This window comes from Flavobacterium cheniae (assembly GCF_004363695.1).
GTDB classification, from domain to species: domain Bacteria; phylum Bacteroidota; class Bacteroidia; order Flavobacteriales; family Flavobacteriaceae; genus Flavobacterium; species Flavobacterium cheniae.
In genome coordinates this window covers 508,529-527,480 of sequence record NZ_SNZC01000001.1, presented here as the reverse complement: position 1 = coordinate 527,480, position 18,952 = coordinate 508,529, and the positions used below count along the sequence as shown (strand labels likewise).

Here is an 18,952-nt window from a genome sequence, read left to right as displayed (position 1 = left end):
ATAAAAATTTTAATTATGAAAAAAACATTACTTTTATTTTCTTTTTTTACGTTGTTTAACTTACAAGGTCAGATTGTTTTAAATGCCCCTGGTCCAATAACTTATACAGCTACTCAATTCGGTCAGTTATACACTGACAATGAGTTACAAGGAACTTTGACTGCGGTTGCATTGCAAGCTACATTGACTGCAACATTGGCGGATACTTACGCAAATGATTTAGCTATTTATGTTACACCAACTTCTACTCTAGCTCTAAATGGGTTATTACAGGCAGGTGGTTTTAGTAATTTAGGAGCTACAGAAAGACATCAATGGGCAAGTGGAAATAGTTCGACACTTGGCACAGTATTAAATAGTACTTATACTTTATTAACCCCTTTGGACTTTACTACCAACCCTACGTATAATGTTTGGTTAGGTAACGCATATAGCGGGGCAGGTGCATCTGGAACTTGGACTAATCTAACGATAACCTTAACTGGTGTTTCTGAAACACCTGCATCAAATGATGATTTTGTTTCTTCTACTTTTAATGTTTATCCAAATCCCTCATCAAGTTTAGTAACTATTTCGGGTAACAATATGCCGATAAGAAAAATAGGAATTATTGATATTAACGGCAGAGCAATCAGAACTGAAATTCCTAGTATTGCTTCAAACGAAATGACGTTAGATATTTCAAGTTTAAATACTGGTGTTTACTTTTTAGTAATCGATACTGAACAAGGTAACGCAGTAAAGAAATTAGTAAAAAATTAATTTTTATACTACTTATAACTAAAAACGACCAGATTTACTGGTCGTTTTTTTTCTTTTTATCACTATTCATCATTAGCATTACTGCGCCAACTAAGCCTAGACACACAAGCGCAAAAACAATAATCATAATGAAAGTTCCGTTGCTATGCGAATAAAGTGGTAATAATAAATTTGCCATAGTTACAAAGGTTAGAATTTACACAAAGATAAAGGGTAGCAATTGTTTATTACCTGATAATTATCATATAAACTTAATCTAAAAACTTCGCTTTTAATTCAGGTGATGGAATCATACAGGCTTCTTTTTTGCCATACCATTTGTAACGATTTTTTGCTACGTAATCGTAAACGAAATCTCTTAATCCTGTTGGTAATATCTGAAAGACCGTTGCAAAAGTAAAAATTCCACTTAATCCTTTTGCGATATGTAAAGCAGCTGTTGATTTATAATAATAAGAAATTCCTGGTTCATATAAAACAATACTATCAGTATGAATTGGATTAATTCCGATGTGTTTTAAAATGTTTTGACCTAATTCCGATTGAAGCGAGACAAATCGGAAAATATCTTTTTTGTCGTGTTTGATTACATATTGAACCGACGAATCGCAAAGGTTGCAAACGCCATCAAACAATATTATTTTTTTATCTTGTGGCAAATCTTGTATTTCCATAATATGCTTCTAAATGTTATGCAGGTTGCACGTATTCTAATTGGTCTAAACTTACTTTTGAGGTGAAAATTCCGTAATTCACTGTTGCTTTTGTTTTTTCGATTACATCAATGGTTCCAATCGCTTTTCCATCTATCATGCGAACTCTGTCGCCAACTTTTAAAGTAACTTTTGGTTTGTTTTCTTCTTCAATTTTGGCTTTGATTTTCTTTTCCTTCTTAACCACACGAATTTCCTCCACAATCACCTTAACTTCTTCTTCTACTTTTTTCTGGATAACTTCTTTAACTTTCTTTTCTTTAACCGAAAGTTTTTTACGTTTCGAATTTTCGATTTCAACCATTTTCAAAAACTCACCAATTAATGTCTTTTTGTCTTTATTATTGAAGTAACTTTCCGAAATATCATCAATCTTTTGCCCGATGTAAATCAAACGCTGGTTTGCATCGTACAATTCCTGATAACGTTCTAATTTATCCTGAATTTTAGCGTTGATGGTTTCCATTTTCTTACTTTCTTCACGTGCTTTGGTTTCTTCTTCTTTTAAATTTAAAGACGTTTTTTCCAATTTTGAACGCTCTTTTTGAAGTGTAGCAATCGTTTTGTCAAAGCGAACTTTTCCGCCTTCAATTTTCTTTTTCGCACGATTGATTAAACCGAATGGAATACCATTTTTCTGTGCGACTTCGAATGTAAACGAACTTCCGGCTTGACCCAAAATCAATTTGTACATAGGTTCTAATGATTTCTCATCAAACATCATGTTCGCGTTGGAAGCAAAAGGTAATTCGTTTGCTAATATTTTTAAATTGCTGTAATGCGTAGTAATAATTCCGAAAGCTTCACGGGCATAAAATTCTTCTAAGAAAGTTTCAGCCAAAGCACCTCCTAATTCAGGATCAGAACCAGTTCCAAATTCATCAATTAAGAACAATGTTTTTTCGTTACATTTCTTTAAGAAGTAGTTCATGTTCTTTAATCGGTAACTGTATGTACTTAAATGATTTTCAATAGATTGATTATCTCCGATATCTGTTAAGATTCTGTCGAATAAAAAGGTTTCGCTGCGTTCATGGACTGGAATTAATATCCCACTTTGCAACATTAATTGTAGTAATCCTACGGTTTTTAAGGAAATCGTTTTTCCACCAGCATTGGGTCCCGAAATCACAATAATGCGACTTTCGTTGTGTAATTCGATGGTTTGTGGATAGGTAATTGCCTTTTTTTCTTTATTGTTCAAATACAAAATAGGATGGAAGGCTTCTCTAAAAAAAAGTCGCTTTTCTTCGATAATATTAGGAAGAATTCCATTGATTTTATATGCGTATTTGGCTTTAGCAGCAATCACATCAACATCACTTAAAAAGTCTTGATAAGCCGCAATAGTTTCAGTAAACGGACGAATTTCATTAGTTAAACGTTTCAAAATTCGCATGATTTCTTCGCGTTCTTCAAACTCTAGATTGTTTAATTCGCGAGAATAACGTTGTGCCGCTTCGGGTTCGATATAGGCAATACTTCCTGTTTTAGAATTTCCCAAAATAGAGCCTTTTACTTTTCTTCGATACATGGCTAAAACCGCTAAAACTCTGCGATTTTCAACAACTGTTTCTTTAATGTCATCTAAATAGCCAAGTGAATTATATTGGCTTAAAGCCATACCAAAACTTTGGTTTATTTTGCCTCGAACCACGTTTATATTTCTTCGAATATCAATCAGATCAGGTGAAGCGTTGTCTTTGATGATACCGAATTTATCTACCACTTCGTCAATACGTTGCAAAATCAGTTTTACAATGTCAATTTGGGAAGCTTTTTGATATAAATTTGGATAATACTCTTCAAATTTCTTTAAAAACTGAATCAACGTAATGGCAGTTTCCGAAAGGTTGGCAATCTTTTTAAAACTACCTACTTCCAAGAAACTATCTTCGATAGCTAGGAATTTTAATTCGTAGTTAATGTTTTCAAATCCGTGATTCGGAATGGCGTTATTGTTGGAAAACGAAGACAAATATTCAGAAGTTTGCTTCAAATTAATAAGCAGTTCTTCTTTGTTTTTAAAAGGTGTTATTGCCAATGCTTTTGCTTCACCAATATCGGTGTTGCAACGGCTGGCAATCGTTTCTAAAACGGTATTAAATTCTAAATCTTGTAGCGTTTTTTGGGTAATCGAAATCATTTTTCTTTTTCTGTTAGGTCAAAGTTACAAAGTAATAAAGGCATATTGCAATAGAAATTTATATTTTTGGTAAAAATTATAAAATGTTTATCAAAAACGAGTCTTGGCAAACCTTATTAGTAACTGAATCTCAGAAGCCATATTTTGTAGAATTGATGCAACAAGTGGAACAAGAATACACTAATACGACTTGTTTCCCGCCAAAAGAACTGATTTTTTCAGCTTTTGAACAATTTGATTTTCAAGATACGAAAGTGGTAATTATTGGACAAGATCCGTATCATGGAACAGGTGAGGCGAATGGTTTGTGTTTTTCAGTGAATGATGGTGTGGCGATTCCGCCATCTTTGAAAAATATTTATACGGAAATTAATAACGAATACGATAGAATTCTATTCCCAACATCGGGTAATTTAGAACGATGGGCAAAACAAGGCATTTTGTTGTTAAATGCAGGTTTAACCGTAAGAAAAGACGAAGCTAACAGCCACAAACACTTAAAATGGAACGTTTTTACCGATGCTGTGATTGATTTGATTAACGAACAATCTGAAAATGTGGTTTTTTTACTTTGGGGCAGTTTTGCACAGAAAAAAGGTAAACTAATAGATAGGAATAAGCATTTGGTTTTAGAAAGCGGACATCCTTCGTTTGCGTATTCGCATAAAAAATGGTTTGGTCATAATCATTTTAAATTGACGAATGACTATTTGAGAGAAAAAGGGATAGAGGAAATAGAGTGGTAGTGGACTAAAAGATCCAATTAATTAGAATTTAAAAATAGTTGACACATTACCCCACATGAATATCAAAAATTAAAACACTTAGTAGCAGCAAAATAAAGAATATTACCAAAAACAATAAATAGCTATAGATGGAATATAAAAAGGATTTAATTCTTGATAAATTATTGAAAAAGGTGATGTACGTCCAAAAAATCAAAACGATATCCATTAGCATTAAGATATCAACAAATAGTTTATTGTAGCTAGATTCAGTGTAGTATTTGGTAATTGGAAAAATAGCAATTCTAAGAATTAAACGTTGTGAAGCCATGTAAGCATTTAAGACAAAATGCTCTATAAAATTGTACCCTTGTTTTCTAAAAACTAAATAAGAAGCTATTGAAAACATTGGAATAGACAATAATATTATCCAATAATAATGATGTGAAATCCATTCGTTTAAACTTTCATATTCCACACCTTGAATTTCAGATACCACTTTTTTGTCTAAAACACTAAAATGAAATAAATGGCGTAAAACGCCATACAAAGTAGCTAAAATAATTACTAAAGAAATAGGCTTGAAATGTTTAACTCGTTTTCCTTCAATAAATTCTCTTATCGAATCTCCAGGTCGAGTAAATAATTCTTTAGCAGTGAATAAAACGCCTTTATCAAAATGAAAAAAAGCGTGTTGTATATCATGCAAAATAAAATGTAAATTTAATTTATGTGTATCAGCCGGTTGTCCACAATTATTACAAAAGTGTCCGGAATAGGTTTGATCACAATTTTTACAAGTTACTTGCATTGTAATTGGATTTAATTCACAGTAAATTCTAAAGCGTTTGATGGAATTCCGAATGTACTTGTTTTAACGGTTACCATTACTGCATTTTGTGAGTTTAAAGAAACAATTTCAGGATCAATAAGAATACGATATTGACCAGCTGCTAAAGTAATATCTGATTCGTATTCATACGTGGTATCTAAAGCGTCTAAAACCGCTATTCCAGAAATATAGTCTCCTATTTCGTTTTCGCCTTCAACCGTAGTTACGCTAGTAGGTGTAATGTATTCCCATGCGCCATTTGTGTTTTTCTTTTCTAATGTATAATTAAAAAACATTTTTCTAGAATTACTTGTCAAATAAATATCAAATGGATTTGTATCTTGAGGTAATAATCTCGGTACATAACAAGATACGTTTAATTCATTACTAGTAACATTAACTTCAATTAATTCATTTGAAGTAACAATTTTAGAAGCAAAAAATTCATCATCGCTTTCGGTACAACCTGTAAAAATTAAAGCTATTATAGCTACTGATATATATTGAATATATTTTTTCATATGTTTTCTTTTTAAAATCTATAACCTAAATTAATTCCTAATCGTGCTACTGTTGATGGACTATCTTCATTAAATAAGTTTTTTCCAATACCAACATTCAAATCAACTACAAAACTTTCTTTAAAGTATAATTTATAACCAACGGAACCTCCTAATGCAATATCGCTATAGTCGTTTCGTGTAACTACAACATAATCAGCAACGCCATTATTTAACGTAGTTAGTTCTTTAAATTCACCACCGTTAAAATTAACGAAACCTTCTAAATAATATAAATTAGTTGCACTTTTTGACATGGCATAACGCACATATGGAATTACTTGATAGTCAATCAAAGTACGAGTGTCATCTGTAAGGAAATCATCGGTTTTGCTGTTTTTGTTAAACATCATACCTGTTATACCTACTGAGAAATCTTTGTTTATAAAACGTTCGTAAGAAATGCCTAATTTTCCATTAGCTATACCATTTAAAACATCTACTTTAACTTCGTTTTTCTTAGCTAAGATAGGCGATACAATGGTATCAGTTGCAGTGTTGTTATTTGTTTGCGCAAAAGCACTTACCGATAGAAATAATCCTAATAAATAGCTTATTTTCTTCATAAAAGGTTGTTATTTTTTGTAAATATAGAAAAATTTAATCAATTAAAAGTGAGCTCTCCCAGAATTTCTTCGCTCATAAATTTACCTCCAGGATAGGTTGCTGTGTAGTCTAAATTCAGCCAAATTTGACCTCTTTCGTCAATATGATAATGAATTTGCTGGTTGTGGCTTTCTTGTTTAAAAAGCTCTTCCTTAATTAGATAGATAGCAGTTTCTAGATCGTTTTTATTTCCAATTAGCATTTCCGGATACAAATGACCACCCGTATGAATAATTCTAGGTGTTCCGCCAACAGCCTTAATGCAAGCAGCCATTAAAACCGCATGATCATCACAATCACCAGAGAAATGTTGTAAACTTTCAGAAGCATAAGCAATATATTCTCTTCCTTTTGGGTCGTTGACGTAATTCCAACGGTTTCTAATTTCCTTAAAAACAGCAAAACATTGAATCATTCTTCGCCTATCACCTGTTTGTCTAAATTCTTTAAAATGTTTTGTAGTTGCTGATAGTGCAAAATTTCTAACTTTTGGATTTGCAAAATCAACAGCATTAATAATTTTCGATTTGTTGGGAAATGGAAGCAGTTTTGCAACTATTATATCTTGTGGATTGGGAGTTTCGCTCATAGAATAAACCATATAACGATAATCTTCAAAGACTCTATTAAATCCGTAATTTCCAAATAAAGTTCCGTACAATAAAGCAATTAGATACAAGAAGACAATTAGAATAATAATTGTTTTTACCAATCGTAAAAGAAGTTGAATTATTACTAAAATGATAATAAAAATGATAATTCTATCTAAATGAATTATCCATTCTAAATCGATTAAATTTTGATGAGCAATTAGAAAAGTAGGAATTGCAATTAAGATATTCAATAAAAAAATGACAACAATATCCCATGGCTTTGGTAAAGAAAGCTTTTCTTTTAGTTCAGCGATAGTAGGAATTTTAATTGTCATTTCGTTTAAAATGATAAAAATACGGAATTATTTAAGTATCGATTCTTTTGGTAATTTTTTATCGATAATTTGAAGCTTCAAAAGTTGTTCCATTATTTTATCAAATGTTGGAGCTGTCATTTGTTTTTGCGACCAACGGGTTAATTTTAACCATTCTTGAATTGCTTCAACTTTCTGATTATAATTTGAAGCTAAAGTTCTGTCAATGCTAGGAATTAACTTGAATTCTTCTGTAGTTGTATTGATAATGTCTAAAATTTGTTCGATGATTTTTGGATGTTGTTCCAAAACTTCATTACGAACAGCAATAACAAAACAAGGCCATGGAGTAGGGCAATCGGCAATTCTTCTAAAAATTCCATTATCAACAAGAGGTTGCGTCATAAAACGTTCCCACATGAAATAATCTGCTTTTCCTGAAGTTAGACTTTCAACTGCGCCATCAATGGTATTTACGATTTCGAATTGTAGATTTTCTGTATTCCAATTCTGATTTTGAGCATTCACAATACTCATCAAATGCGAACCCGAACCCATTCGAGAAATTGCTACTTTTTTGTTTTCTAAATCGGAAAGTGAATTATAACTAGAATTTGCTGCTACATGAATTCCCCAAATTAATGGACTTTGCACATAAACTTGCACAATTTTACTTGGATTTCCAGCGGCAATATCTTTTATGATGCCTTCAGTCAGAATTACGGCAATATCGGTTTCGCCATCGCGTAACATTTGGCACATTTTACCTGTTCCTTCTGGAACATCTCTCCATTGCAAATCGATTCCAACGGCTTCAAATTCGCCATCTTCAATACACATGTGCCAAGGTAAATTGAAATGCTCTGGAACTCCAGCTATTTTAATTGTTTTCATTATGGTTTTATTAGATTATTCAGATAATTTTGAGATACATTGTTCTCTAATTTTCCAAATTTCTTCAAAGGTATTATTTTGATTGGTTTCTTCAATCCATTTTTTTAAAAAAGCCTTGTGATATGCTACTTTAAAATCACTTACTTGATTTGGAATGATTTCGATTTCTTCTAAAATATCGTGCTTTATTTTATCATAAAAAGAATCCGATGTTGTAGCATCAACTGGAATTTGATTAATCTTTAAATAACAATGTGCTTCAGGAATGTAATTGATATTATTTTTTGAGAGTAAATCACCTAGTTTTGGTGTATTTACTTCATTCATTTTGAATATTCCAATGTATAGCTTTACATTTTTAATTTCATTTTTATCAGCAAAATCCTTTAAGAAAGCGTGTTTCGAACTGCAAGTTCCTTTATTTTCAGAAAGTACTAATGTAAAATCATACCTATTAGCATTTCTTCCATAAGGAATGTTTTTTACTTTATCAATTAGCTCTTCAAAATTCATTCTAACGTTCTAAATTCTGATTTCTAAATTCTAAATTTTTTAACTGCCACCATTTCCAAGTTATACCATTTTCATCAGGATAATCTTCCATAAAATTGAAACCTACTTTTTGCAAAACATGATTAGAAGCACCGTTTTGGGAATGGGTGTAAGCATTCATTTCTTGAATTTTCATTTGATTGAAACCATAGTCTAACCAAGCATTTGAAGCTTCCGTAGCGAAACCTTTGTTCCAAAATTTTTCATTTAAACGATAACCGTAATCATAGAAATTGGTGTTTCCGTTTTCTACATGGTCGTTTACAAATTTAATTCCTGTCCAACCTATTAATTCATTAGTATCTTTAGTAATAGCTACAAAACGTCCAATTCCGTTATTGATGTATTGTTGTCTAACCATATCAATGTAAGCGTAAACTTCGTCAATTTGAACAACTGGTTTTTGCCATAAATATTTATGAACATTAGTGTTGCAATCCATTTCAAATAAAGAATTCGCATCTTCATGTCGCATTTCTCTTAGAATTAGTCTTGGTGTTTCTAGTATTAAATCCATTTTATAATTTCATCATTCAACATTCGTTATTCGATACTCAACGTTTAAACTTGGAATAGTCAATTTTGAACAACGAATATTGAAGTTTTGGTTATTCTGCTAACTTATTTAAAGTATATTCAATTAATTCATCTACAGCTTTGTATGGGTCTTCACTGAAAGTTCCAGTTGCACGGTTAGCGATGATAGCATTTAAAGATAAACAGTTGTGACCTAATAGTTTTCCTAAACCATAAATAGCACCAGTTTCCATTTCTAAATTAGTCATTCTAGTTCCATTAAAATTGAAACTATCCATTTTAGAATTTAATTCTGGATCTTGAATTCCTAAACGCACTACACGACCTTGTGGACCGTAAAATCCACCAGCGGTTCCTGTGAATCCTTTAAAAATTTTATCACTTTCTAATCTTTGTTCTAACGTTTTGCTTCCTGCAATTACGTATGGACGACCTTTTCTCATGTCCCAATTCGTTTGCTTGATAAAAGCTTCTTCCATTTCGGTTTCCGAAATTTCATCAATTAAATAGGAGCGAAGCATGTTATCCAATCCTAATCCATACTGACTCATTACAAAACTATCGCAAGGAATATCCGCTTGTAACGAACCTGAAGTTCCGATACGAACTATATTCAATGAAGTCAATTCATTTTTAACGGTTCTAGTTGCTAAATCAACGTTTACCAAAGCGTCTAATTCGTTCATTACTATGTCGATGTTATCTGGACCAATTCCTGATGACATAACCGTAATTCTTTTTCCTTTGTAAGTTCCGGTTTGAGTTTTGAATTCACGTTTTTGAGTAGTAAACTCAATAGAATCAAAGTGTTTTGTGATTTTTTCTACACGGTTTTGGTCACCAACGAAGATAATGTCGTTAGCGATTTGTCCAGGTTTTAAATTGATGTGATATACACTTCCGTCTGGATTTAATATTAATTCTGATGCTGCTATCATTTGTTTTTGTATTATGCTTTAGGCTATACGCTTTAAGCCATTTTTATTTCATAATTTTAAATTCACTTATTGAATTTAACCTCCAACTCGTTTTGTTTTGAATCCTTTGTCTTGTAGTATTTTCATGATTTTATCACGATAATCACCTTGAATGATGATTTCACCATCTTTAAAAGTGCCACCAACGGCTAATTTGCTTTTGATTTCCTTCGCTAAGATTTTAAAATCTTCGTCTTCGCCTTCATATCCTGAAATAATCGTGGTAGGTTTTCCTTTACGCTTCTCATATTTGCAAATCATTGGTTCTTTTTGAACGAATAATTCGTGAGGAAGAATTTCTTTTTTTTCTTCTTCTAAAGGTTGATGATCTGGAAATAGTTTTTTTAATTGTTCGCTTAAATCCATTTTTGATAAGTTAACAAGTTCTTTAATGACAAAGTTAGTGTGTTTTATGGTAGATTTTATAAAAAACAAAAAAGACATCAAGAAAACTTAATGCCTTTTCTATCTATTTTAAAATAAATTACTTCTTAATCAATCCTAATTCTACCAAACGTTCATGTAAAAATTCACCAGCGGTGATATCTTCATATAATTTTGGATTATTTTCATCGATACATTCTGGTAAGCAATTTAAACTCATGTCGCTTACTGGATGCATGAAAAAAGGAATTGAATAACGAGAAGAACCCCACAATTCTCTTGGTGGATTTACCACTTGGTGAATCGTTGATTTCAACTTGTTGTTGGTATGTCTTGATAACATATCCCCAACATTAATCATCAACTCGTCTGGTTGTGCCATAGCATCAATCCATTCTCCATTGTGATTTTGTACTTGTAATCCTTTTCCTTGAGCTCCCATTAATAAGGTAATCAAGTTGATGTCACCATGTGCTGCTGCACGAACGGCTCCGTCTTTAGGTTCGTCAGTAATAGGTGGGTAGTGGATTGGACGTAAAATACTGTTTCCGTCTTTAATAAATTTATCAAAGTAGAATTCGTCTAAACCAATGTAAAGTGCTAACGCTCTTAACACATATACACCTGTTTTTTCTAACATTTGGTAAGCTTCTTTACCTACTTCATTGAATTTAGGTAATTCCGTTACTTCCACGTTGTCTGGATATTCGCCAGCGTACTTTGAGCCTTCGCTAACGTATTGTCCAAAATGCCAAAACTCTTTCAAATCTCCAGCAGAGCGACCTTTAGCATGTTCTTTACCAAAAGAAACATAACCACGTTGTCCTCCAATGCCTGGGATTTCGTATTTTGCTTTGGTTTCTAAAGGAAGTGTAAAGAAGTTTCTCACTTCTGAATACAATCCTTCAACTAATTTGTCATCTAAAAAATGACCTTTTAATGCTACGAATCCGATTTCTTCGTAGGCTTTTCCGATTTCATTTACAAATTTTTGTTTACGTGCCGGATCATCCGACAGGAAATCACGTAAGTCAACACTAGGAATTTGTTGCATACTTAAGCTTTGTTGTTAATAAATCATTTGGGTTATAACCCAAGTAAATACAAATGTAATTAAATATTTTAAATTCAAAAAAGTAAAGTTATTAACAATTGGAAAAGTGAAAAGTAAAAAGTTTGATTACACAGAGCTACACTGAGTTTTTTTGAAATACTTTGTGTTTAGAGAGCTACACAGAGAGGTTTTACTTTTATGATTAATTCATTTGTAAACTTTGCAAAAAAAACTTTGCGACTTTGCGTTTAAAATTTGAACTTGAATTTGTTCTTGTCCTTGACTTTGATTTTTTAACTTTCTTTTTTTATAACAATTCGCTTTCAAAATGTTATTTTTATTACTTTTGAGCAAAATTTAATCGTTCCACTATCATGAACTTTGAAAGAAAAGAATTATCGAATTCGCAACTACTTGATTTATATAAGAAAATCTTAAAACCGCGTTTGATTGAAGAGAAAATGTTGATTCTAATCCGTCAAGGAAAAGTATCGAAATGGTTCTCTGGAATTGGACAAGAAGCAATTTCTGTCGGAATCACTTCGGTTTTGGATAAAGATGAATATATTTTACCAATGCACCGTAATTTAGGAGTGTTTACTACTCGTGAAATTCCGTTGCACCGTTTGTTTTCTCAATGGCAAGGAAAGAAAAACGGATTTACAAAAGGTCGTGATAGAAGTTTCCACTTTGGAACGCAAGAATATAAGATTATTGGTATGATTTCGCATTTAGGTCCTCAATTAGGGATTGCTGACGGAATTGCTTTGGCCAATAAATTAAGAAAAAACGGAAAAGTAACTGCAGTTTTTACTGGTGAAGGAGCTACTTCGGAAGGAGATTTTCACGAAGCTTTGAATATTGCTGCAGTATGGGAATTACCAGTTTTATTCGTGATTGAAAATAACGGTTACGGATTATCAACTCCAACCAATGAGCAATACCGTTGCGAAAACCTTGCAGATAAAGGTGTAGGTTACGGAATGGAAAGCCACATTGTAGATGGAAATAACTTATTAGAAGTAGTGCATTTGATATCGGAATTAAAAGCTTCAATGGTAGAAAATCCGCGTCCGGTGTTATTAGAGTTCAAAACGTTTAGAATGCGTGGACATGAAGAGGCGAGTGGAACGAAATACGTTCCTCAAGAATTAATGGACATGTGGGCAATCAAAGATCCAGTAGAGAATTATAGAAACTACTTAAAAGCTACAGCAGTTTTATCAGAGGAAGAAGATGAAGCAATTAGAGCTGAAATTAAGAAAGAAATCGATACGGATTGGGCAAAAGTTCAAGAAGAGCCAGAAATTGTAGCTTCATTAGAAGAAGAGTTAGGTGATGTTTATCAACCTTATACGTTTGAAGAATTTAATCCATCTTCGGAAGTTGAAAATATACGTGTGATTGATGCTATTTCGAATGGTTTACGTCAGTCGATGGAACGCCATGAGAATTTAGTAATCATGGGACAAGATATTGCAGAATATGGTGGTGCTTTCAAAATTACGGACGGATTCGTAGCGCAATTTGGAAAAGAAAGAGTTAGAAATACACCAATCTGTGAAAGTGCTGTAGTTTCAGCAGCTAACGGATTGTCAATAAACGGATTTAAAGCTGTAATGGAAATGCAATTTGCGGATTTTGTTTCTACTGGTTTTAATCCAATCGTAAACTTATTAGCTAAGCAACATTACAGATGGCAAGAAAAGTCGGATGTAGTGGTGCGTATGCCTTGTGGTGGTGGTACTCAAGCAGGACCTTTCCACTCACAAACCAACGAAGCTTGGTTTACCAAAACACCAGGATTAAAAGTAGTTTATCCAGCATTTCCTCATGATGCGAAAGGATTATTGAATACCGCAATTAATGACCCAAATCCAGTATTATTCTTCGAACACAAACAATTGTATAGAAGTGTGTATCAAGATGTACCAAAAGATTATTACACGTTACCTTTCGGAAAAGCGTCATTGATTAAAGAAGGAACAGATGTTACGATTATTTCATTTGGAGCAGGAGTTCATTGGGCTTTAGAAACTTTGGCTAAAAATCCAGAAATTAAAGCAGACTTATTAGATTTAAGAACTTTACAACCAATGGATTGGGATGCGATTTACGCTTCGGTTAAGAAAACAAACAAAGTAATCATTTTACAAGAAGATACTTTATTTGGTGGTGTTGCCAGCGATATTTCAGCAATGATTATGGAAAACTGTTTCGAATACTTAGACGCTCCAGTTAGAAGAGTTGGAAGTTTAGAATCGGCTATTCCGTTTATGAAATCATTAGAAGATCAATATTTACCAAAGGTTAGATTTGAAACCGAATTAAAGGAATTATTAGCTTATTAATTCATCATCATAAATAATTTAAAAGACACTTTCGGGTGTCTTTTTTTATTTTGGTTTGCATACACTATCCATACTTTATCTATACACTATCTATGGAGTATGTACGGAGTATCTACCTAGTGTCTACCTATAACTTTATGAAAGAAAAGAAATTTTTAGAGTTCCGGGCTTCTTTCATATCGTTTTAATGATTTTTCTAAAATACTTTTCATTCGTAATCGTAAACGTTCTGGTTTTAGGACTTCTAAGCCATCTCCGAAACCTAGAAGAATGCGCTCCATTTCGTAGTTTTCGATTAGAAATAGGTTGATAATAATGCTTCCGTCTTCGTTTTGTTTTAGTAATCTTTGGGAACGGTGGAGTGGCTTGGTTAGTACATAAGGTGCGTTGTATTGATCTATCCAAAGTTGAATAGGTTTTGGCTGTAAGCCTGAATTTACAGTAACACCAATTACATTTTTATAATAGTTCTCTGGATTAAAAGGTTGCTCCAAAAATGGCATTTGAAAATCGTAATCAATTTTAATAATACGGTCTAAGGCTAAATTAGCGATTGGTTGACTGACTTTTTTTCGCCCTACTACAAACCAACGATTATTGAATTCTTTTAAAATGAAGGGATGAAAGTGAAATTGATTTTCTTCTTTGGATTTGAATGACTTATAGGTAATTACTAAAACTATTTTTTTAACTATCGCTTGATAAATTTCATCTAAAAAATGCAAGCCTTTTAGACTCTCATTTTTGTCCAAATGAATTACGGGTTGGGTATGTGATTTTTCGGCATAGATTTTATCTTCTAAGCGTTGCAGAATGTCTGAAACATCATTGAATAAAGAAAAATCTTTGAATTGCTTCAACATAGAAACCGTTTCACTTAGGACATTAATATCGGTTTCGGTTAAGGGAATATCGGTAATGGAGAAATCTTCTTCGGCATAATGGTAATACTTTTTGTCATAGACTTCAATAGGGGCATTGTAGCCCAACTTTTCGCTGCGCATCATTTGAATATCCAATTGAATGGTGCGTTTGCTTACTGGATTTTCTTTGCCTTCGTATTCGTACAAAGTTTCGCTACAAGCGTTCATTAAATCTTCTAAAGTCCATTGACGGTAGTTGTTTTGCAAACATTTGTCAATGGTTTTGTAGCGGATGAGAGCGTTTTTATTTTGAGCCATTTTTTTGAAGTGTTCAGTGTTCAGTTTTTAGTGTTCAGTTCTACAGAGTAGCTATTTCTTTTTGGATATTTTCTCTTGCTTTAGCTTCAAAAAGTGTTCTGAATTCTTGGGTTTGATATATGTTTTTGTTTTCTAGGAAATGTTCTAAAGCCTTTTTTCTGCCGGGATTGTAGAGAAAATCGGGATAGATTTTGTATTCTTTTCTGATTTGCTGGCAATAGATTTTATAATCTTCCCAATCTTTAGAAAGGATTTTTAAATCAAAATCGATTAACCAGTTGCTATCTTCGTTTTCGTTGTGTTGGTGCAATTGTGTAGCTAGAATATGGTCAAAAACCTGCTTTTTGTTGAGTTTATGATTTGATTTTAATAGTGCAATTGCGTGTTCAGCGCTTTTTAACTCGTTGTCTTTTCTCGTGACTTTGTACACATAATCGTGATAAAATACACTGAAAAGTACTTCGCTTGGCTGTTGTAGTTGCTCTTTGTATTTCGAGAACCAAAACACCATTTCTTCCAAATGAGTCAGATTGTGATAGTATCGTGATTTTTTGGAATACGCTTTCTCTAAATCCAACCATAAAGTATTGATTTCATTGGGAGTAAAGCCTATTTTAAGCAATAGGTTTGTATATATTTCTTTTAGATTCATAATCAGAATTTATTCAAAAATACAATTCTTTTTTTAGTGCGCAAAATAATTGCGTAGAACTGTAAAACCTTTGCTTCATCAAACAAAGGGTAGTTAGCCTGATGTATCGTTGGACATGCATCAGGCTCTCGAAAGCAATAAAATTCAAATAAAAAATATAAATTTAACGTCATGGAAACTAAAATTAACGGAACCGATTTATTAGCCTTAGGATATCCAGAGGGATCTTTAATAGGTGTAGCTTTGAAAGCTAATGCCAAAAGAACAGGATTTACTAAAGAGGAAATGTTATCTAATTATGCCTTGGTATTAGAAAATCCTGAAGCATTTTTAGAACATAAAATCTTTGGAAAATTAGCACAAGCCATTATTGAAAAAGACAATGAAAAACCAGAAGATTTCATCGCTTTAAATCCAAATCCAGCTGATTTTGCTTTGTATGGTGCCGATAAAATTGAAGAAGGTGCTATTAAACAAATGCAAGTTGCTATGCAGTTACCTATTACTGTTGCGGGCGCTTTAATGCCTGATGCGCATCAAGGTTATGGATTGCCAATTGGTGGCGTTTTAGCGACTAATAATGCGGTGATTCCTTTTGGTGTGGGAGTGGATATTGGTTGTAGAATGGCATTGTCAATTTATGATATTCCGGAGTTATTTTATTATGAAAATGAAGCAAAATTCAAAAGAGAATTGGTTGCCCATTCTAAATTTGGAGCGGGACACGGTTTTCAGGGACAATACAAATCGAATCATGAAGTTTTGGATAGAAATGAGTTTGCGGAACACACTTTTATTAAAAACTTAAAAGATAAGGCTTGGTCGCAATTGGGTTCTTCTGGTGGTGGAAATCACTTTGTGGAATTTGGTATTATAGAATTTGCAACCGATGATGCTGCATTAAATATTCCGAAAGGAAAATATGTGGCTTTGTTGACGCATTCAGGTTCGAGAGGATTTGGAGCTACCATTGCTGGACATTATACTAAAATTGCAAAAGAAACTTGTAAACTTCCAGAAGTAGCCAGAAACCTAGCCTATTTGGATTTAGGTTCTGATTTAGGACAAGAATATTGGATTGCGATGAATTTGGCAGGAGATTACGCTTCGGCTTGTCATGAAATTATTCATACAAAAATGGAAAAAGCGTTGGGAGCAACTGTTTTAGCCAAAGTAGAGAACCATCATAATTTTGCTTGGAAAGAAACCTACAATGGAGAAGAAGTAATTGTGCATAGAAAAGGAGCTACTCCTGCCGCAAAAGGTGTAATGGGAATTATCCCAGGAAGTATGACGGCACCTGGATTTTTAGTGCGTGGAAAAGGCGAAGAAAACGCTATCAACTCTGCTTCGCATGGTGCTGGAAGACAAATGAGTAGAACCCAAGCCATTAAAACCATTACTAAAAACGAAATGCAAGCCATTTTGAAAGATCATGGTGTAACGCTTCTTGGAGCAGGAAAAGACGAAGCGCCAATGGCTTACAAAGATATTCATCAAGTTATGGCTGCCCAAGAAGATTTGGTAGATGTGGTTGCGAAGTTTATGCCAAAAATGGTACGAATGGCGGATGATGGGAGAAGAGAGGATTAAAAAATGTTGAAAACTCAATTATAAATCGTTGTATTTACTTACGGTTTGTAGTTGGGTTTTTGGTATATTTGGATTAATCTTAAAAATAAAATGAAACAACTTTATAAGATAGTTTTACTAATTGCATTTTCAATATCAAATGCTCAGAATGTTGATTTAAGTAATTTAAATTCAGTTGCCGATGCAGAAGAATTCATTAAAAGAGATTCAACTGTTTTTGCGTTTGTTGATTACATTGCTACTACAAAAGATAGTTTAACGTATTACCAAAGCCAATTGCAACAAAGAGCAAAAAATGAAAATATTAAGTTTTTAGAATCAAAAGCTATTGTAGCTATAAAAGTAAATTACATTTTTTTTGATGGTACAAAACTTTCAAAAAAGGCAATAGATTCTAAACGTAAAGAAATTTTGAGTATGCATCAAAAAGGAAGTTCTTCAGATGATTTAGTTGCTCAATTTACTATGGATCATAATGTAAAACCATGAGGGAATTTTGGTTGGAGAGATGAATTGGATGTTGAATCAACATTTAGACAAGCAGTAAAAAAACATAAAAAAGGAGATATCTTCACAGTTGATGTTCCAGAACTGAATTGGTATTATGTTGTATTCAAGTTATATGATGATATTGAAAAAGTAGCGCTTTTTTATATAAAAGTCCGCCAGTTCTAATATATTTGCCCTAGAAATGAAAACACAAAAACAACAATTTATATCGCTCTGCGATAGATTTTCCTATGGAGCATAACGGACGTTGTATGTGTTTTTATGAAGAATAGTTATTGTTTTTAGTAAAATTTCACCAAAATATACGAAACGTCCTTTGCAAAAAGGGCGTTTTTTTGTTTTATGAATGATTGAAAATAGGGTTTTAGATGCTGAATCGAGTTCAGCATGACAGAAATAGAAAAAAAGTAAAAAAATGTTTCATGATTAAACGAGATAGTAAAAAATAAGAGTGAATGCGTAATCAAATGAGAGAGGAATTATTTAGAAAAAAATAATATTTTTTTAATATAACTCTATAAACAGTTACTAAAAAAACCATATCTTGTTGAACCAATAAAAACTTAGTGTATTGAATATGAACCTCACTATTTCAGTCAAACAATTAGGAAAAAAACATCCGATACTTCAGGATAATGTTATAGTTTTAGCTACTACATCCACAGTAGTCACAGTGACGCAATTATTAGAATTAGTTGTTGCGCAACAAGTAGATCAATTTTCAAAATCGTCTTTTGAAGTTGATGATGAAGATAAAACCCATTTACCAAACGATCATTATTTACCTATTCTTTTAGATTCGGGAAAAATGAGTTTTGGTGCTATTTACAATCATAACCTTCCTGATTTAAAAAAGGCACAAGAAACAGCCATTCAAGCATTTGAAGATGGAATGTTTGCCGTTTTTTATGGTGATGATGCTTTGGAAACATTAAAACAAACAATAGATTTAGAAGAAAACAAAACACTAACTTTTATTCGATTAACTTTTTTAGTAGGAAGTTATTGGTAAATCG

At 32.6% G+C, this 18,952-nt stretch carries 20 protein-coding genes; 6 read left to right on the top strand and 14 right to left on the bottom strand.

Annotation, left to right across the window (positions count from 1 at the left end; translation table 11 throughout):
- Positions 1 to 15 precede the first annotated feature (15 nt).
- Positions 16 to 762, top strand: a complete 747-nt coding sequence (locus C8D80_RS02500; RefSeq protein WP_133607032.1) for a T9SS type A sorting domain-containing protein — start codon at positions 16 to 18, stop codon at positions 760 to 762.
- A gap of 251 nt (positions 763 to 1,013) precedes the next feature.
- Here C8D80_RS02500 and C8D80_RS02490 read toward each other — a convergent pair whose 3' ends face one another.
- Both C8D80_RS02490 and C8D80_RS02485 read right to left on the bottom strand, forming a co-directional pair.
- Positions 1,014 to 1,436, bottom strand: coding sequence for a thiol-disulfide oxidoreductase DCC family protein (locus tag C8D80_RS02490; RefSeq protein WP_133607030.1), 423 nt, complete (start codon positions 1,434 to 1,436; stop codon positions 1,014 to 1,016).
- A 16-nt stretch (positions 1,437 to 1,452) separates the two neighbouring features.
- Complete coding sequence (locus C8D80_RS02485) at positions 1,453 to 3,621, bottom strand: endonuclease MutS2 (protein ID WP_133607028.1); 2,169 nt, start codon at positions 3,619 to 3,621, stop codon at positions 1,453 to 1,455.
- An 83-nt stretch (positions 3,622 to 3,704) separates the two neighbouring features.
- Between C8D80_RS02485 and ung the strand changes: the two genes are divergently transcribed.
- On the top strand, positions 3,705 to 4,367 hold the full coding sequence (gene ung, locus C8D80_RS02480; RefSeq protein WP_133607026.1) for a uracil-DNA glycosylase: 663 nt from the start codon (positions 3,705 to 3,707) through the stop codon (positions 4,365 to 4,367).
- 46 nt (positions 4,368 to 4,413) lie between these two features.
- On the opposite strand, the gene C8D80_RS02475 is transcribed toward ung, so the two are convergent.
- From C8D80_RS02475 to C8D80_RS02430, 10 genes are all read right to left on the bottom strand, one after another.
- Positions 4,414 to 5,157: a DUF3667 domain-containing protein gene (locus C8D80_RS02475; RefSeq protein WP_133607024.1), complete on the bottom strand. Its 744-nt coding sequence runs from the start codon at positions 5,155 to 5,157 to the stop codon at positions 4,414 to 4,416.
- 11 nt (positions 5,158 to 5,168) lie between these two features.
- Positions 5,169 to 5,699 (bottom strand): hypothetical protein, encoded by a 531-nt coding sequence (locus C8D80_RS02470; RefSeq protein WP_133607022.1) that lies wholly within the window; start codon positions 5,697 to 5,699, stop codon positions 5,169 to 5,171.
- Between the two features lie 11 nt (positions 5,700 to 5,710).
- Positions 5,711 to 6,304, bottom strand: coding sequence for a hypothetical protein (locus C8D80_RS02465; protein WP_133607020.1), 594 nt, complete (start codon positions 6,302 to 6,304; stop codon positions 5,711 to 5,713).
- A gap of 38 nt (positions 6,305 to 6,342) precedes the next feature.
- A complete protein-coding gene (locus C8D80_RS02460; protein WP_133607018.1) occupies positions 6,343 to 7,272 on the bottom strand; it encodes a transglutaminase domain-containing protein in 930 nt (309 codons plus the stop codon).
- 27 nt (positions 7,273 to 7,299) lie between these two features.
- Positions 7,300 to 8,145 (bottom strand): substrate-binding domain-containing protein, encoded by an 846-nt coding sequence (locus C8D80_RS02455; protein ID WP_133607016.1) that lies wholly within the window; start codon positions 8,143 to 8,145, stop codon positions 7,300 to 7,302.
- Positions 8,146 to 8,160: 15 nt separating this feature from the next.
- Entirely contained in the window at positions 8,161 to 8,658 is a 498-nt protein-coding gene (locus C8D80_RS02450; protein WP_133607014.1) for a hypothetical protein, read from the bottom strand.
- A gap of 1 nt (position 8,659) precedes the next feature.
- Positions 8,660 to 9,214, bottom strand: coding sequence for a GNAT family N-acetyltransferase (locus C8D80_RS02445; protein WP_133607012.1), 555 nt, complete (start codon positions 9,212 to 9,214; stop codon positions 8,660 to 8,662).
- 91 nt (positions 9,215 to 9,305) lie between these two features.
- Entirely contained in the window at positions 9,306 to 10,172 is an 867-nt protein-coding gene (locus tag C8D80_RS02440) for a nucleoside phosphorylase (RefSeq protein WP_133607010.1), read from the bottom strand.
- Between the two features lie 75 nt (positions 10,173 to 10,247).
- Positions 10,248 to 10,577 (bottom strand): translation initiation factor, encoded by a 330-nt coding sequence (locus tag C8D80_RS02435; RefSeq protein WP_133607008.1) that lies wholly within the window; start codon positions 10,575 to 10,577, stop codon positions 10,248 to 10,250.
- A 118-nt stretch (positions 10,578 to 10,695) separates the two neighbouring features.
- Positions 10,696 to 11,649 (bottom strand): isopenicillin N synthase family dioxygenase, encoded by a 954-nt coding sequence (locus C8D80_RS02430; RefSeq protein WP_133607006.1) that lies wholly within the window; start codon positions 11,647 to 11,649, stop codon positions 10,696 to 10,698.
- 374 nt (positions 11,650 to 12,023) lie between these two features.
- Between C8D80_RS02430 and C8D80_RS02425 the strand changes: the two genes are divergently transcribed.
- The gene (locus C8D80_RS02425) at positions 12,024 to 14,000 is read left to right on the top strand and encodes an alpha-ketoacid dehydrogenase subunit alpha/beta (RefSeq protein WP_133607004.1); all 1,977 of its coding nucleotides are present in this window, start codon (positions 12,024 to 12,026) and stop codon (positions 13,998 to 14,000) included.
- Between the two features lie 155 nt (positions 14,001 to 14,155).
- On the opposite strand, the gene C8D80_RS02420 is transcribed toward C8D80_RS02425, so the two are convergent.
- Positions 14,156 to 15,181, bottom strand: a complete 1,026-nt coding sequence (locus tag C8D80_RS02420; protein WP_133607002.1) for a helix-turn-helix transcriptional regulator — start codon at positions 15,179 to 15,181, stop codon at positions 14,156 to 14,158.
- Between the two features lie 40 nt (positions 15,182 to 15,221).
- On the bottom strand, positions 15,222 to 15,833 hold the full coding sequence (locus C8D80_RS02415) for an HD domain-containing protein (RefSeq protein ID WP_133607000.1): 612 nt from the start codon (positions 15,831 to 15,833) through the stop codon (positions 15,222 to 15,224).
- Between the two features lie 171 nt (positions 15,834 to 16,004).
- Here C8D80_RS02415 and C8D80_RS02410 point away from each other — a divergent pair, with 171 nt between their 5' ends.
- From C8D80_RS02410 to C8D80_RS02400, 3 genes are all read left to right on the top strand, one after another.
- Positions 16,005 to 17,426, top strand: coding sequence for an RtcB family protein (locus C8D80_RS02410; RefSeq protein WP_133606998.1), 1,422 nt, complete (start codon positions 16,005 to 16,007; stop codon positions 17,424 to 17,426).
- A gap of 90 nt (positions 17,427 to 17,516) precedes the next feature.
- Entirely contained in the window at positions 17,517 to 17,915 is a 399-nt protein-coding gene (locus C8D80_RS02405) for a hypothetical protein (RefSeq protein WP_133606995.1), read from the top strand.
- A gap of 598 nt (positions 17,916 to 18,513) precedes the next feature.
- Complete coding sequence (locus tag C8D80_RS02400; protein WP_133606993.1) at positions 18,514 to 18,948, top strand: hypothetical protein; 435 nt, start codon at positions 18,514 to 18,516, stop codon at positions 18,946 to 18,948.
- Positions 18,949 to 18,952 lie beyond the last annotated feature (4 nt).

What these genes read in the sequence shown, in the direction of transcription:
- C8D80_RS02500 (WP_133607032.1), top strand. Translation starts at nt 16, where the DNA reads ATGAAAAAAACATTACTTTTATTTTCTTTTTTTACGTTGTTTAACTTA.
- C8D80_RS02490 (WP_133607030.1), bottom strand. Translation starts at nt 1,436, where the DNA reads ATGGAAATACAAGATTTGCCACAAGATAAAAAAATAATATTGTTTGAT.
- C8D80_RS02485 (WP_133607028.1), bottom strand. Translation starts at nt 3,621, where the DNA reads ATGATTTCGATTACCCAAAAAACGCTACAAGATTTAGAATTTAATACC.
- ung (WP_133607026.1), top strand. Translation starts at nt 3,705, where the DNA reads ATGTTTATCAAAAACGAGTCTTGGCAAACCTTATTAGTAACTGAATCT.
- C8D80_RS02475 (WP_133607024.1), bottom strand. Translation starts at nt 5,157, where the DNA reads ATGCAAGTAACTTGTAAAAATTGTGATCAAACCTATTCCGGACACTTT.
- C8D80_RS02470 (WP_133607022.1), bottom strand. Translation starts at nt 5,699, where the DNA reads ATGAAAAAATATATTCAATATATATCAGTAGCTATAATAGCTTTAATT.
- C8D80_RS02465 (WP_133607020.1), bottom strand. Translation starts at nt 6,304, where the DNA reads ATGAAGAAAATAAGCTATTTATTAGGATTATTTCTATCGGTAAGTGCT.
- C8D80_RS02460 (WP_133607018.1), bottom strand. Translation starts at nt 7,272, where the DNA reads ATGACAATTAAAATTCCTACTATCGCTGAACTAAAAGAAAAGCTTTCT.
- C8D80_RS02455 (WP_133607016.1), bottom strand. Translation starts at nt 8,145, where the DNA reads ATGAAAACAATTAAAATAGCTGGAGTTCCAGAGCATTTCAATTTACCT.
- C8D80_RS02450 (WP_133607014.1), bottom strand. Translation starts at nt 8,658, where the DNA reads ATGAATTTTGAAGAGCTAATTGATAAAGTAAAAAACATTCCTTATGGA.
- C8D80_RS02445 (WP_133607012.1), bottom strand. Translation starts at nt 9,214, where the DNA reads ATGGATTTAATACTAGAAACACCAAGACTAATTCTAAGAGAAATGCGA.
- C8D80_RS02440 (WP_133607010.1), bottom strand. Translation starts at nt 10,172, where the DNA reads ATGATAGCAGCATCAGAATTAATATTAAATCCAGACGGAAGTGTATAT.
- C8D80_RS02435 (WP_133607008.1), bottom strand. Translation starts at nt 10,577, where the DNA reads ATGGATTTAAGCGAACAATTAAAAAAACTATTTCCAGATCATCAACCT.
- C8D80_RS02430 (WP_133607006.1), bottom strand. Translation starts at nt 11,649, where the DNA reads ATGCAACAAATTCCTAGTGTTGACTTACGTGATTTCCTGTCGGATGAT.
- C8D80_RS02425 (WP_133607004.1), top strand. Translation starts at nt 12,024, where the DNA reads ATGAACTTTGAAAGAAAAGAATTATCGAATTCGCAACTACTTGATTTA.
- C8D80_RS02420 (WP_133607002.1), bottom strand. Translation starts at nt 15,181, where the DNA reads ATGGCTCAAAATAAAAACGCTCTCATCCGCTACAAAACCATTGACAAA.
- C8D80_RS02415 (WP_133607000.1), bottom strand. Translation starts at nt 15,833, where the DNA reads ATGAATCTAAAAGAAATATATACAAACCTATTGCTTAAAATAGGCTTT.
- C8D80_RS02410 (WP_133606998.1), top strand. Translation starts at nt 16,005, where the DNA reads ATGGAAACTAAAATTAACGGAACCGATTTATTAGCCTTAGGATATCCA.
- C8D80_RS02405 (WP_133606995.1), top strand. Translation starts at nt 17,517, where the DNA reads ATGAAACAACTTTATAAGATAGTTTTACTAATTGCATTTTCAATATCA.
- C8D80_RS02400 (WP_133606993.1), top strand. Translation starts at nt 18,514, where the DNA reads ATGAACCTCACTATTTCAGTCAAACAATTAGGAAAAAAACATCCGATA.